Genomic DNA, 13,400 nt, shown 5'->3' with positions numbered 1-13,400 from the left:
CTCCCGATGAACGATTCCTTCGAAGCCGCCGCGCCGGCGGTGCCGCCGCCCGCGCCCCCGCCGCCGCCCGCCCCGCGCGGCCCCGGCCTGGTGCGCCGGAGTTTCCGCCGCCTGTGGTGGCTGATCGACGGCAGCCGCCGGCTGGTGCTGAACCTGATCTTCCTGCTGATCGTCGGCGTGCTGCTGGTCGGCTGGTTGAGGAGCGGCCCGGCGCCGATGCTCGACAAGACGATGCTGGTGCTGAACCTGAGCGGCCCGCTGGTCGACCAGCGCTCGGGCAATCCGCGCGACCGCGCGTTCAAGCAGCTGCGCGGCGAGCCCGACGAGCAGGTGCAGCTGCGTGACGTGCTGCGTGCGCTGGAGCTGGCCGCCAAGGATCCGAAGATCGGCGGCGTCGTGCTGGTGCTCGACGACTTTGCGGGGGGCGGGCTGCCGAACCTGCGTGAAGTGGCTCAGGCGCTCGAACGCTACAAGAAGGCCAGCGGCGGCAAGAAGGTCGTCGCCTGGGGCGCGGGTTACGACCAGCGCCAGTATTTCCTCGCCGCGCATGCCGACGAGGTCTACGTGCATCCGATGGGCCTGGTCTACGTCGAAGGTTTCGGCCGGCTGAGCAACTACTACCGCGAAGCCTTCGACCGCCTCGGCGTCAGCGCCAACGTGATCCGCGCCGGCAAGTACAAGAACTTCGGCGAACCCTATTTCGCAAAAGCCCCGTCCAAGGAGACGCTCGAATCCGATGCGCTGCTGTACGACGGCCTGTGGGGCGACTACACCCGCAGCGTCGAGGCCGCGCGCAAGCTGCCGGCCGGCAGCATCATGAAGAGCATCGACGAGCTGCCGCAGCGGCTCGCCGCCGCCGGCGGTGACGTCGCCAAGCTGGCGCTCGACACCAAGCTGGTCGACGGCCTGAAGACGCGCGACGAGCTGCGCGCGATGATCATCGAGCGCGGCGCCAAGGATGCCGACGGCAAGACCTTCCGCCAGATCGCCTTCGGCGACTACCTCGGGCGCCAGGCGCCGCAGCTGCCGTCCGACGCGATCGGCGTGATCGTCGCCGAAGGCGAGATCAGCGACGGCGAGGCACCGCCCGGAGCCATCGGCGGCCGCTCGACCGCCGAGCTGGTGCGCATGGCGCGCGACGACCCGCGCCTCAAGGCGATCGTGCTGCGCGTGCGCTCGCCGGGCGGCAGCGCCTTCGGCTCGGAGCTGGTGCGCCGCGAGCTCGAGCTGACGCGCGCCGCCGGCAAGCCGGTGATCGTCTCGATGGGCGACGTCGCCGCCTCGGGCGGCTACTGGATCTCGATGGCCGCCGACGAGGTCATCGCCGACCCGGCGACGCTGACCGGCTCGATCGGCGTCTTCGCGATGCTGCCGACCGCCGAGGGCCTGATGTCCAAGCTGTCCGTCAACACCGCCGGCTACGGCACGACCTGGCTGACCCACGCCTACGATCCGCGCCGGCCGATCGATGCGCGCTTCGCGTCGCTGGTGCAGTCGACGATCGGCCGCATCTACACCGACTTCACGGCCAAGGCCGCGGCCGCGCGCAAGACGACGCCCGAGAAGCTCGACGAGGTGGCGCAGGGCCGCGTCTGGACCGGTGCGCAGGCCAAGGAGCGCGGCCTGGTCGACCGCCTCGGCAGCTTCACCGATGCGCTCGACGCCGCCGCCGGCCGCGCCAAGCTGCCGGCCGGCTACCGCACGGTGTACGTCGAGCGCGAGCCGGGCCGGCTGGCCCGCATGCTCAGCTTCCTGGGCGGCGGCGCGGTGCAGGCGCTGCTGCCCTACCTGAGCGAAGCGACGCAGCAGGCCGCAGGACCCCTCGCGATGCTGCCGCCCGAAGTACGCGACATCGGCCGCGAGCTGTCGTGGCTGGCCGAGCTGACCGAGCGCCGGCAGCCGTTCTCGGCGGTCGTGCATTGCTTCTGCAGCGCACCTTGATGAGCGCGCTGCAGTTCGAACCGGGCCTCTTCGTGCGCGGCGTCACGCCGCCGCTGGCGCTGGCCCACTACCGGCTGGTCGCGTTCGACATGGATTCGACGCTGATCAACATCGAATGCGTCGACGAGATCGCCGCCGCGGCCGGCCGCAAGGCCGAGGTGGCGGCGATCACCGAGGCGGCGATGCGCGGCGAGATCACCGACTACAAGGAAAGCCTGCGCCAGCGCGTGGCCTTGCTGCGCGGCGTGCCGGCGTCGGCCCTCGACGCGGTGTATGCCGAGAAGCTGCGGCTGAACCCGGGCGTCGAGCGCTTCGTGCAGGCGCTGCAGGCGGCCGGGCTGAAAACGCTGCTGGTCTCCGGCGGCTTCACCTTCTTCAGCGAACGCGTGCGGCACCGGCTGCAGCTGGACTTCGCGCGCGCCAACATGCTGGAGATCGAGCGCGGCGCGCTGACCGGCCGGATGATCGACCGGCCCTGGGGCGACATCTGCGACGGCGCCGAGAAACGCCGCGTGCTGCTCGAGGTCTGCGAGCTGATGGGCATCGAGCCGCGGCAATCGATCGCCGTCGGCGACGGCGCCAACGACCTGCCGATGATGTCGGTGGCCGGGCTGTCGATCTGCTACCACGGCAAGCCCGCGGTGCGCGAGCAGGCGATGATCTCGATCGAGGAAGGTGGGATGGACCGGGCGCTCGCGCTGTTCAGTCGCTGAGGTTGAAGACCAGCTGCACGGTGTGCTCGCGCGGCGTCGGCACCGGGTCGTAGCGCCACTGGCGCACGGCGTCGAGCACCAACGTGTCGAGCGCGCGGCTGGTCGTCGCGCGGATGTCCGCGCCGCTGACGCTGCCGTCCGGGTTGACCTGCAGCACGACGGTGACTTCGTTGTTCGGCTTCAGCCGCGCGCGGATGCGCGACGGAATCTCGGGCTCGATGTAGCGCACCAGCTTCAGCGGCACATCGACGACCGGCGGCGTGGCGCGCGGGCTCGCGCTGGCCAATTGCTGCGACGGCGCGGCGATCGACGCTTCAACGGGGGCCGGTGCGGCGCTGGCGGGCGCTGCGGCGACGGCCGGCTCGGGCGTCGGTTCGACGATCGGTGCCGGCGTCGGGGCTGGCTCGCTCTTCGCCGGCGTGGTGGCGGCGGTGGCCGGTTCGCTGCGCGACGGCCGCGCTGCGGTGGTGGGCGCGGGCGGCCGGGCGGCGACGGGTGCCGGCACGGGAGTCGGTGCAGGCGCAGGAGCGGCAGCTGCCGCCGGCGCCGGCGCCGCCGTCTCGCTGGCCTTGGTGCGCTTGACCTGGGCCGCTTCGATGATGATGCGCAGCGGATTCGCGGCGTCGCGCTTGGCGCGCTCCATCCGCTCCTTCGTGGCGGCATCGATGGTGGTTTGTGCCGAGGCGAGGCTGATACAGCAGCACAGGCCGGCGGTGGCCAGAATCAACTTCCTCAAGGGGCCTCCCAATGCGACGCTTGTGGCGCCGACAGCGGGGCTCGAAGGCCCCGGGGCGTCGGGTCGATGCGGGCCGGATTGTAGGGAGACCACCACGCGGCTCCATCCGCGTCAGCCCCTATTAAGTTTTGAAACCGCGCGGTAACCGCGGATTCGTTCGCGTTCAGGCGGGTGGGTTCGACGGCTTGACGACCAGCGTGTAGACGAACAGCACGACGACTGCGCCGGCGACCGATGCCAGGAAGCCGACGGCCTGACCTTGTGCGTACCAACCCAGGGCCTGGCCGGCCCAGCCGGCGACCAGCGACCCGACGATGCCGAGCAGCGTCGTCATGATGAGCCCTAAGCTCTGCGTGCCGGGCAGCACGGCGCGTGCGATCAGGCCGACGACGAAGCCCACCAGGGCCATCCAGACGTAGTGCATTGCTTCTCCTTGCGCACCCGACGGGGCGCGGCAGCGCGGATTGTGGACCTCAGCTGCTCAGCTGCTGCCAGGCCTTGTCGAGGCGCTTGACGCTCACCGGCTGCGGCGTGCGCAGCTCCTGCGCAAAGAAGCTCACCCGCAACTCCTCGAGCAGCCAGCGGTATTCATCGAGCCGCCCATCCGGCGTGCCCTTGAGTTCCGCCAGCCGGCGCACCCAGCGCTGTTCCAGCGGCCGCAGCTCGGCCAGGCGCTGGGCATCGCGAGCGGGGTCGGCGCGCAGCTTGTCCAGCCGCAGCGTGATCGCCTTCAGGTAGCGCACCAGGTGCTGCAGCTGGGCCCACGGCGTGATCGCGACGAAGCGTTTGGGCACCAGGCGCTGCAGCTGGGCCTGGATGTCGTCGGCAACCTCCTTGGCCGGGCGGCTGTCCTTCAGCTTGCGTTGCGCGACGGCGAACTCGGCCAGCACCGCGCCGGCGGCGCGGGCGACCTCCTGCGCGATCAGGTTCAGCCGGCCGCGGCCCTCGTCGAGCCGGGCCTTGAAGCCGGCCTCGTCGACCGGCAGCGGCTCGGCCAGGAAGGCGCGGTCGAGCGCGACGTCGATGATCTGCTGGCGCAGCTCTTCCAGCGTGCCGAGCGGCATGAAGGGCACAGCAATCTTTTGCAGTTCGGGCAGGCTCTTCTCGAGGTACTTCAGGGGTTCCTTGATCTGCAGCGCGAGGAGGCGGCGCAGGCCGGCGCGGTGCCGGGTCGCCGCGACCACCGGCTCGTCGAAGACCTCGATCTCGACGTGCGTGGCCTTGTCGATCAGCGCCGGGAAGCCGACCAGCGTCTGGCCGCCTTTTTTCAGCTCCATCAGCTCGGGCAGCTCGCCGAAGCTCCAGCGGGTGTAGGCGACCGGGACGGCCGGCGGCGCGGGTGGCGGCGCGGTGGGTGCCGGGCGGCCGGCCTCGGCGCGTGAGAGCCCCTGCGGCGTCTTGGCCGCACTGGGCGCAGGCGCGGCAGCGGCCGGCGCCGCCGTGCCGAGCTTCAGCGCCGCCAGCGCCTGGAAGGCCGTGCGCGCCTGGCCGCCGAGCTCGGCCTTCAGCGTCGCCAGGTGGCGGCCCATGCCGAGTTGCCGGCCGTGCTCATCGACGATGCGGAAGTTCATGAACAGGTGGGGCTGCAGCATGTCGAGCTTGAAGTCGTTGCGTTGCACGGCGATCTGCGTGCGCTCGCGCACCGCCTTCAGCAACACGTCCATCAGCGCGCCCTCGCCAAAGGCATTCAGCTCGACGAACTCGGCGACGAAGTCGACCAGCGGCTGCAGCCGCGAGCGCGGCTTCTGGTGCAGGCTCTTGACCAGCGCGGTGACCTTGCCCGGCAGCATGCCCGGCACCAGCCATTCGCAGCGTTCCTCGTTGACCTGGTTCAGCGCGTAGATCGGCACCGTGACGGTCACGCCGTCCTTCGCATCGCCCGGCTCGTGCAGGTAGCTCGCGCTGCAGTCGATGCCGCCGAGGCGAATCGTCTTCGGGTAACTCGCCGTCGTGATGCCGGCGGCCTCGTGCCGCATCAGCTCGTCACGCGACATCTGCAGCAGGCGCGGCTGGCGCTTCGACTCCTCGCGGAACCAGCGCTCCAGCGACGCGCCGGAGTGCACGTCGGCAGGCAGCTGCTGATCGTAGAAGGCGAACATCAGCTCGTCGTCGACCAGCACGTCCTGGCGGCGCGACTTGTGCTCCAGCTCCTGCACCTGCGCGACCAGCTTCTGGTTGTGCGCGAGGAAGGGCAGCTTCGTGTCCCAGTCGCCCTCGACCAGCGCGGCGCGGATGAAAAGCTCGCGCGCGGCCTTCGGATCGACCTGGCCGAAGTTCACGCGCCGGTTGTTGTAGACGACGATGCCGTAGAGCGTCGCGCGTTCGAGCGCGACCACCTCGGCGGCCTTCTTCTCCCAGTGCGGCTCGAGCAGTTGCTTCTTCAGCAGATGGCCGGCGATCGCCGGGATCCACTGCACGTCGATGGCGGCGAGGCCGCGGCCGTACAGGCGCGTCGTCTCGACCAGCTCGGCGGCGATCAGCCAGCGGCCGGGCTTCTTCGACAGGTGCGCGCCCGGATGGCGCCAGAACTTGATGCCGCGCGCGCCGAGGTACCAGTCTTCCTCGTCATGCTTGCAGCCGACGTTGCCGAGCAGTCCGGCCAGCATCGCGAGGTGCACCTGGTCGTAGGTGGCCGGCGAGCCATTGAGCCGCCAGCCGTGTTCTGCCACCACCGTATGCAGCTGCGAATGGATGTCGCGCCATTCGCGCACGCGGCGCGGGCTGACGAAGTGCTCGCGCAGCAGCTGCTCCTGCTTGCGGTGGCTGAGCTTGTGCTGCTTCGCGGCGCCCTCGGTCGACGCGCCGGCTGCGCCCCGCGCCTCTTCGAGCCACTTCCACAGCTTGAGATAACCGGCGAACTCGCTCTTCTCGTCGTCGAACTTCTTGTGCTTCTCGTCGGCGGCCTGCGCGTGGTCGAGCGGCCGGTCGCGCACGTCCTGCACGCTGAGCGCCGACGCGATGATCAGCACTTCGCTCAAGGACTGGCGCTCGCGCGCCTCGATGATCATGCGGCCGATGCGCGGGTCGAGCGGCAGCTTCGCCAGCTCCTGGCCGATCGCGGTCAGCTCGTTGTCGTCGTCGACGGCGTTCAGCTCGCCGAGCAGCGCGTAGCCGTCGGCAATCGCCTTGGCGCGCGGCGGCTCGAGGAACGGGAACTGCTCGACCGTGCCCAGGTGCAGGCTCTTCATGCGCAGGATCACGCCGGCCAGCGACGAGCGCAGGATTTCCGGGTCGGTGAAGCGCGGCCGGCCTTCGAAGTCCTTCTCGTCGTAGAGCCGGATGCAGATGCCGTTCGCCACGCGGCCGCAGCGGCCGGCGCGCTGGTTGGCCGCGGCCTGGCTGATCGGCTCGACCTGCAGCTGCTCGACCTTGTTGCGGTAGCTGTAGCGTTTGACCCGCGCCTGCCCCGAATCGATCACGTAGCGGATGCCGGGCACCGTCAGCGAGGTCTCGGCGACGTTCGTCGCCAGCACGATGCGGCGGCCGTTGCCGGGTTCGAACACGCGGTCCTGCTCGGCCTGCGACAGCCGCGCGAACAGCGGCAGGATTTCCGCCGGCGGGCCGGCGCGGTGCTGTTGCGCGAGGTGCTTGTGCAGGTGGTCGGCGGCTTCGCGGATCTCGCGCTCGCCGGGGAGGAAGACGAGGATGTCGCCCGGTCCGCCGCCGCGCCAGAGCTCATCGACGCCCTCGGCGATCGCGTCGTTCAGGTCGTGCTCGCGCGACTCCTCGAAGGGCCGCCAGCGCTGTTCCACCGGAAACAGGCGGCCCGACACCTGGATCACCGGCGCCGGCCCGCGGATGCTCGCGAAATGCTGCGCGAACCGATCGGCATCGATCGTCGCCGAGGTCACGATGATCTTCAGGTCCGGCCGGCGCGGCAGCAATTGCCGCAGGTAGCCGAGCAGGAAATCGATGTTCAGGCTGCGCTCGTGCGCCTCGTCGATGATCAGCGTGTCGTAGGCGCGCAGGTCCGGGTCGCCCTGCGTCTCGGCGAGCAGGATGCCGTCGGTCATCAGCTTGACCGAGGCGCCGGGCTGCAGCCGGTCATGGAAGCGCACCTTGTAGCCGACGACCTCGCCGAGCGGCGAGTTCAGCTCGTCGGCGATGCGCTTGGCGACGCTGGACGCGGCAATGCGGCGCGGCTGCGTGTGGCCGATCAGCCCGCGGCCACCGGCACCCAGGCCGCGGCCGAGCTCGAGCGCGATCTTCGGCAACTGCGTCGTCTTGCCCGAGCCGGTTTCGCCGCAGACGATGACGACCGGATGCTCGCGAATGGCGCGCGCGATCTCCTCGCGCCGGCTCGAGACCGGCAGCGATTCGGGATAGGTGATGGGCGGGACCGGGGTGGCCGGGCGCGGTGCGCCGCGGCGCTCTCCCGACCCTGGCGCACGCGGTGCGCGTGGCGGGCGCACTTCACGCGGCGCCTTTTGTGCGGGGACGGTTGGATTCACGGGAGCGCGGATTATCCGCGCTGGTTGCGGCCGTTCAGTGGATCAGGGCTTCGACGGTCAGGGTGCCGAGCCCGGTGCGTTGCCGGAAGGCGCCGGTCGACTGCTTGTCGGCCAGCAACAGCCGGTCGATCAGCGGCTCGGCGCTGGTCTGCACCGGGTCGATCAGCAGCACGATGCGCTGTTCGCCCTCCTCGTCGAGCCGGCCGCACCAGTCGAGCTGGACCAGCGCCTCGGTCACCGGCTCGACCTGCAGCGGATCGATCCGCAGCGCGCCGGCCAGCGCTTCGGGGCTGTAGCCGCGCTGCGCATCGCCTCTCGCATTGGCCAGCAGCCGCAGGATGGCGACGGCCAGCGCGAAGCGCTGCCCCGGGCGGTCGGGCAGCCGCACGACGCGCAGCGCAAGGCTCGGCGCGTACGCGGCGATCACCGCGCCGAGCAGCACGATGACCCAGCCGAGGTAGATCCACAGCAGGAAGATCGGCAGCGTCGCGAAGGTGCCGTAGACCACCGAATAGGTCGGCACCGCGGCGACATACCAGGCCAGCAGCCGCTTCGCAATCAGGAAGCCGACCGCGACGAACAGCCCGCCGGCCCAGGCATGGGCCCAACGCACGTGCGTGTTCGGCACGAAGCGGAACAGCCCCGCCACGCCGCCGGCCAGCAGCGTGAATTCGATCAGCCCGAGCAGCAGGCTGACTCCGCCAGGCAGGTCGTCGACGATGCCTCGGGAGGCCGAGATAGCGTACGAAGTGAGCGTCAGGCTGGCGCCGAGCAGCAGCGGCCCGAGCGTCATCGCCGCCCAGTAGACGAGCACGCGCTGCGCCAGCGGCCGCGGCTTCGAGACGCGCCAGATGCTGTTGAGCGTGCGGTCGATCGTGAACACCAGCGCCAGTGCCGTCAGGCCGAGCAGGATCAGGCCGACGCTGCCGAGCCGGCTCGCCTTGCTGGCGAACTGCGTCAGCGCCTGCATCACGGGCCGGGCGATGTTGTCCGGCACCAGGCTTTGCAGCAGGTACTGCTGCAGCGCCATCTGGAAGCGGTTGAACATCGGGAAGGCCGAGAACAGCGCCAGCGTCACGGTGACCAGCGGCACCAGGCCGATCAGCGTCGTGAAGGTCAGGCTGCTGGCGGTCAGGCCGAGGCGGTCTTCGCGGAAGCGCAGCCGCAGCATGCGCAGCGTGTCGAACCACGGCCAGGTGCGCAGCACCTCGAGCAGGCGGCGCAGGTGCGAACGCAGGCGCCGCCGCACGGCTTCATGGGTGAATCCGTCCGCCGCGCGGGGTTCGTCGAGGGTCATCAGTGCCCGCCCGGCCGCCCGAAGGGCACTGAGCGCCCAAGGATCCCGCAGAGGATCCTTCGGATCCCAGGGGCCGCGAACGAAGTGAGCTGGGGGCCGTTCATGATGGCTATCATGCCAGCCGTGACAACGCTGCCGATGACACCTCCGTCGCCGCTGCCGCCGGACGGTTTCGTGCGGCGCACCCGGGTCCTCGCCGTCGGCAGCCTGCTCGCGCTGATCGTGCTCGGCCTGGCGTGGGAGCTGTGGCTCGCGCCGACGGGGCAGCGCACCTGGGCGCTGAAGGTGCTGCCGCTCGCGCTGCCGCTGGCCGGACTGCTCAAGCACCGGCTCTACACGTATCGTTGGCTGAGCCTGCTGGTGTGGCTGTACTTCACCGAAGGCATCGTGCGTGCGACCAGCAGTGACGGCCTCGTCGTGCCGCTGGCCTGGACGCAGGTGGTGCTGTGCGTGCTGCTGTTCGGTGCCTGCGCGGCGCACGTGCGGCACCGGCTCGCGCAGGCGAAGCTCGCCGCCACATGAACCGCGCTGCCCTGCTCGACGCGCTGCGTGCGGCGGTCGGTTCTTCGCAGGTGCTGGCGGGGGGCGACCTGTCGGCCTGGGAGCTGGATTGGCGCAAGCGCTGGCGCGGCAAGGCGCTGGCGGTCGTGCGGCCGGGCAGCACGGCGGAAGTCGCGGCGGTGGTCCAGGCCTGTGCCGCACACGGTGCAAGCCTGGTGCCGCAAGGCGGCAACACCGGCCTGGTCGGTGGTGGCGTGCCCGATGACAGCGGCACGCAAGTGCTGCTGAGCCTGACGCGGATGAACCGCGTGCGCGCCCTCGATGCGGCGAACCTGACCTTGACAGTCGATGCCGGCTGCGTGCTGCAGACGCTGCAACAGACTGCTGCCGACGCCGGCCTGCTGCTGCCACTGAGCCTGGCCGCCGAGGGCAGCTGCACGATCGGCGGCAACCTGGCGACGAATGCCGGCGGCACGCAGGTGCTGCGTTACGGCAATGCCCGCGAGCTGTGCCTCGGGCTCGAGGTGGTCACCGCCGACGGCGAGGTCTGGAACGGCCTGGCCGGCCTGCGCAAGGACAACACCGGCTACGACCTGCGCGACCTGTTCATCGGCAGCGAAGGCACGCTGGGCATCATCACCGCGGCGACGCTGAAGCTGCATCCGCAGCCCGCGGCGAGCCTGACCGCCCTCGCCGCCTGTGCGGACCTCAAGCAGTGCGTCGCGCTGCTGGCGCTCTCGCAATCACGGCTCGCCTCGGGCCTGACCGGCTTCGAGGTAATGGGCGATTTCGCGCTCGCGCTGGTGCGCCGGCATTTCCCGCACTTGCCGCAGCCGCTCGCCGCGTCGCCGTGGACCGTGCTGCTCGAATTCGCCGACAGCGAAGGCGTCGATTCGGCCCGGGCGCGCTTCGAAGCGCTGCTCGAAGCGGCGCTCGAGCAGGCGCTCATCAGTGATGCGGCGGTGGCCGAGAGCATCGCGCAGTCGGCCGCGCTGTGGCATCTGCGCGAATCGATCCCGCTGGCGCAGAGCGAGGAAGGCCTGAACGTCAAGCACGACATCGCGTTGCCGGTGTCGGCGATTCCTGAGTTCGTCGAGCACACCGACGCCGCGCTGCGCGCCGCCTATCCCGGCATTCGGCTGGTGAACTTCGGCCACCTGGGCGACGGCAACCTGCACTACAACGTGCAGGCGCCGGAAGGCACGCCCGCCGGCGAATTCCTCGGCGCGCACGAGCACGGCATCAACCGCATCGTCTACGACGCGGTGCAGGCCCACGCGGGCTCGTTCTCGGCCGAACACGGCATCGGCGCGCTGAAGCGCGACGAGCTCGCCGAGCGCAAGTCGCCGGTGGCGTTGAAGCTGATGCGTGCGATCAAGCAGGCGCTCGATCCGCAAAACCGGATGAATCCGGGCCGCGTGCTCTGATCAGTGCGGCTTGCCGCCGCCTTCCAGGACCTTGGGCATCGGCAGCTGCATCACCTCGATGCCCTCGTCGGCCAGCGCCTCGCGCTGCTGCGGCGTCGCCTCGCCGCGGATGCCGCGGCGCTCGACCTCGCCGTAGTGGATGCGGCGCGCTTCCTCGGTGAACTGCGTGCCGACGTCCTCGGTGTTCTGCAGCACGTGCTGCACCGCCTTCAACCACATCGCCTCGAGCGAATCGCTGTCGCGCGGCTGCACCACCGGACCGGGCTGCTGCTGTTCGCGCGCGCCCGACAGGTTCAGCCGCGGCGCCGACGGCAGGCGCACGACGTCGCGGTCGGCGCACAGCGGGCATTCGACGAGACCGCCGGCGCGCTGCTCGGTGAACGCTTCTTCCGAAGCGAACCAGCCTTCGAAATGGTGATCGCGCCCGCAGCGCAGGTTGAAGACTTTCATCTGCCCGGCATTATCCGGCGCGACGTCAGGAGGGGCGGTGGCGCCTCAGATGGCGCCAGACGAAGCCAGGGAATGCGAAGGTCGCGAACAGGCACAGCGCCACGGCGTAGAACTGCCAGCCTTGCGGGTGGCGCTGGCCGATGCGCGACTCGATCAGCACGCCGAGGCCGATCGTCAGCGCCGCGAGCAGCAGCAGCTCGAGCAAGCGCCACCAGAACGACTTGTGCTCGGGCCGCGGACCGACCAGCAGCACGCGCTCGCTGAAGAACGGCAGGTTGGCTGCGACGAAACCGACAGCAAGCAGCAGCCAGATGGAAGCCGACACGGGTGAGCTCAGGTCGCCAACGCCTTCAGGATCGCGTCACGGCACATCGCCATCAGGCTGCCGGGCAGCACGCCGAAGACGAGCACCGCGAAGCCGTTGAGCGCCAGCAGCGCGTTGATGCCGCTGGTGCTGCCGGGGATGATCGTCGACGCGGCCAGGCCGCCGGCGGGCTCGTCGAAATACATCACCTTGACGATGCGCAGGTAGTAGAACGCGCCGATCAGCGACAGCATCACCGCGACCACCGCGAGCCAGACGTAGAACGTCACGTCGGTCGACACCAGCGCCTGCAGCACCGCGAACTTGGCGGTGAAGCCGACCATCGGCGGCACGCCGGCGAGCGAGAACATGAACACGGTCATCACGCCGGCCAGCCACGGTGCGCGCTTGTTGAGCCCGGCCAGGTCGGTGATCTCTTCGCTCTCGAAGCCCTGGCGCGACAGCACCATGATCAGGCCGAAGGTGCCGAGCGTCGTGATCACGTAGGTCACGACGTAGAACATCGCCGAGCTGTAGGCATTGCCGGCGTGCGTGCGGTCGGCGCCGAAGACGCCGGCGGTCAAGGCCAGCAGCATGAAGCCCATCTGCGAGATCGTCGAATACGCCAGCATGCGCTTCAGGTTGCTCTGCGCGATGGCCGCCAGGTTGCCGATCACCAGCGAACCGACCGCCAGCACGATCATCATCTGCTGCCAGTGCGCCGCGAGGCCGATCATGCCCTCGACCAGCAGCCGGATCGTGATCGCGAACGCGGCCAGCTTCGGCGCGCCGCCGATCAGCAGCGTCACCGCGGTCGGTGCGCCCTGGTAGACATCGGGCACCCACATGTGGAAGGGCACGACGCCGAGCTTGAACGCCAGGCCGGCGACGATGAAGACGATGCCGAAGATCAGCACCTGCTGATTGATCGCGCCCTTGCCGATCAGCTCGTAGACCTTCGGGATCTCGAGCGAGCCGGTGGCGCCGTACATCATCGACAGGCCGTACAGCAGGAAGCCAGAGGCCAATGCGCCGAGCACGAAGTACTTCATCGCGGCTTCGGTCGCGACACCGTTGTCGCGGCGCAGCGCCACCAGCGCGTACAGCGACAGGCTCATCAGCTCGAGGCCGAGGTAGATCACGAGGAAATTGTTCGCCGCGATCATCACCAGGATGCCCAGCAGCACGAACAGCGCCAGCACGAAGAACTCGCCCTTGAGCATCTCGCGCGCGGCGATGTAGGGCTGCGCATAGGCCACCGTGACCATCATCGCGATCGTCGCGAAGAAAGCCAGCAGATGCCCCATCGGATCGCTGACGACCATGCCCTGCATGCCGTAGAGCGACAGCCCGCCGTCGTATTGGCTCAAGTGCAGCGCGGCCACCGCGGCGAAGCTCAGTTGCGTCAGCCAGAAGGTCGGGCGGCGCTGCTCGTCGGTGACGAAAAGATCCACGATCGCGATGACGCAGGCCGCGACCAGCAGCAGCGCCTCGGGGCAGATCACCATCCAGTTCATGTCGGTCATGGTGTTCACAGTGCCGCCCGGCCGCCCGAAGGCACTGGCGCCCCCTCGGGGGGC

General features: G+C 69.9%; 11 protein-coding genes. 4 read left to right on the top strand and 7 right to left on the bottom strand.

All coding sequences use genetic code 11. The annotated features are described in order from the left end of the window. The first annotated feature begins 6 nt into the window (after nt 1-6). Together sppA and serB are read left to right on the top strand one after the other, a co-directional pair. A complete protein-coding gene (sppA, locus tag HLB44_RS26280) occupies nt 7-1,941 on the top strand; it encodes a signal peptide peptidase SppA (protein WP_173129697.1) in 1,935 nt (644 codons plus the stop codon). Continuing rightward, nucleotides 1,941-2,654 (top strand): phosphoserine phosphatase SerB, encoded by a 714-nt coding sequence (serB, locus tag HLB44_RS26275; protein WP_173129694.1) that lies wholly within the window; start codon nt 1,941-1,943, stop codon nt 2,652-2,654. The genes sppA and serB overlap by 1 nt, the downstream gene beginning before the upstream one ends. Here the strand turns inward: serB and HLB44_RS26270 are convergent. The 4 genes from HLB44_RS26270 to HLB44_RS26255 all read right to left on the bottom strand — a co-directional run bounded on the left by HLB44_RS26270 (nt 2,644) and on the right by HLB44_RS26255 (nt 9,138). After that, nucleotides 2,644-3,390: an energy transducer TonB family protein gene (locus tag HLB44_RS26270; RefSeq protein WP_173129692.1), complete on the bottom strand. Its 747-nt coding sequence runs from the start codon at nt 3,388-3,390 to the stop codon at nt 2,644-2,646. The genes serB and HLB44_RS26270 overlap by 11 nt on opposite strands. Before the next feature lie 163 nt (nt 3,391-3,553). After that, the gene (locus tag HLB44_RS26265; RefSeq protein ID WP_173129690.1) at nt 3,554-3,814 is read right to left on the bottom strand and encodes a GlsB/YeaQ/YmgE family stress response membrane protein; all 261 of its coding nucleotides are present in this window, start codon (nt 3,812-3,814) and stop codon (nt 3,554-3,556) included. Between the two features lie 49 nt (nt 3,815-3,863). Next, nucleotides 3,864-7,841, bottom strand: a complete 3,978-nt coding sequence (hrpA, locus tag HLB44_RS26260) for an ATP-dependent RNA helicase HrpA (RefSeq protein ID WP_425500857.1) — start codon at nt 7,839-7,841, stop codon at nt 3,864-3,866. Between the two features lie 34 nt (nt 7,842-7,875). Then, nucleotides 7,876-9,138 (bottom strand): YihY family inner membrane protein, encoded by a 1,263-nt coding sequence (locus HLB44_RS26255; RefSeq protein ID WP_173129687.1) that lies wholly within the window; start codon nt 9,136-9,138, stop codon nt 7,876-7,878. 114 nt (nt 9,139-9,252) lie between these two features. Here HLB44_RS26255 and HLB44_RS26250 point away from each other — a divergent pair, with 114 nt between their 5' ends. Together HLB44_RS26250 and HLB44_RS26245 are read left to right on the top strand one after the other, a co-directional pair. Further along, nucleotides 9,253-9,660 carry a DUF2069 domain-containing protein gene (locus HLB44_RS26250; RefSeq protein ID WP_425500856.1) on the top strand — a complete coding sequence of 136 codons (408 nt, stop codon included), beginning with the start codon at nt 9,253-9,255 and terminating at the stop codon, nt 9,658-9,660. Further along, nucleotides 9,657-11,066, top strand: a complete 1,410-nt coding sequence (locus HLB44_RS26245) for an FAD-binding oxidoreductase (RefSeq protein ID WP_173129684.1) — start codon at nt 9,657-9,659, stop codon at nt 11,064-11,066. Before HLB44_RS26250 ends, HLB44_RS26245 begins: the two co-directional genes overlap by 4 nt. On the opposite strand, the gene HLB44_RS26240 is transcribed toward HLB44_RS26245, so the two are convergent. From HLB44_RS26240 to nuoN, 3 genes are read right to left on the bottom strand one after another with little or no spacing between them, the layout of a single operon-like run. Next, nucleotides 11,067-11,516 carry a DUF1178 family protein gene (locus HLB44_RS26240; RefSeq protein WP_173129681.1) on the bottom strand — a complete coding sequence of 150 codons (450 nt, stop codon included), beginning with the start codon at nt 11,514-11,516 and terminating at the stop codon, nt 11,067-11,069. A gap of 25 nt (nt 11,517-11,541) precedes the next feature. Next, the gene (locus HLB44_RS26235) at nt 11,542-11,841 is read right to left on the bottom strand and encodes a DUF2818 family protein (RefSeq protein ID WP_173129678.1); all 300 of its coding nucleotides are present in this window, start codon (nt 11,839-11,841) and stop codon (nt 11,542-11,544) included. 8 nt (nt 11,842-11,849) lie between these two features. Further along, nucleotides 11,850-13,346 (bottom strand): NADH-quinone oxidoreductase subunit NuoN, encoded by a 1,497-nt coding sequence (nuoN, locus tag HLB44_RS26230; protein WP_173129675.1) that lies wholly within the window; start codon nt 13,344-13,346, stop codon nt 11,850-11,852. Nucleotides 13,347-13,400: the final 54 nt, after the last annotated feature.

Origin of the sequence: Pseudaquabacterium terrae (assembly GCF_013266755.1) — a bacterium.
GTDB lineage: Bacteria > Pseudomonadota > Gammaproteobacteria > Burkholderiales > Burkholderiaceae_C > Pseudaquabacterium > Pseudaquabacterium terrae.
The sequence above is the reverse complement of the archived record's forward strand: the minus strand, read 5'-3'. Positions and strand labels throughout refer to the sequence as shown.

Coding starts and splice junctions, on each gene's coding strand:
- sppA (WP_173129697.1), top strand. CDS start 7: ATGAACGATTCCTTCGAAGCCGCCGCGCCGGCGGTGCCGCCGCCCGCG.
- serB (WP_173129694.1), top strand. CDS start 1,941: ATGAGCGCGCTGCAGTTCGAACCGGGCCTCTTCGTGCGCGGCGTCACG.
- HLB44_RS26265 (WP_173129690.1), bottom strand. CDS start 3,814: ATGCACTACGTCTGGATGGCCCTGGTGGGCTTCGTCGTCGGCCTGATC.
- HLB44_RS26255 (WP_173129687.1), bottom strand. CDS start 9,138: ATGACCCTCGACGAACCCCGCGCGGCGGACGGATTCACCCATGAAGCC.
- HLB44_RS26250 (WP_425500856.1), top strand. CDS start 9,253: ATGCCAGCCGTGACAACGCTGCCGATGACACCTCCGTCGCCGCTGCCG.
- HLB44_RS26245 (WP_173129684.1), top strand. CDS start 9,657: ATGAACCGCGCTGCCCTGCTCGACGCGCTGCGTGCGGCGGTCGGTTCT.
- HLB44_RS26240 (WP_173129681.1), bottom strand. CDS start 11,516: ATGAAAGTCTTCAACCTGCGCTGCGGGCGCGATCACCATTTCGAAGGC.
- nuoN (WP_173129675.1), bottom strand. CDS start 13,346: ATGACCGACATGAACTGGATGGTGATCTGCCCCGAGGCGCTGCTGCTG.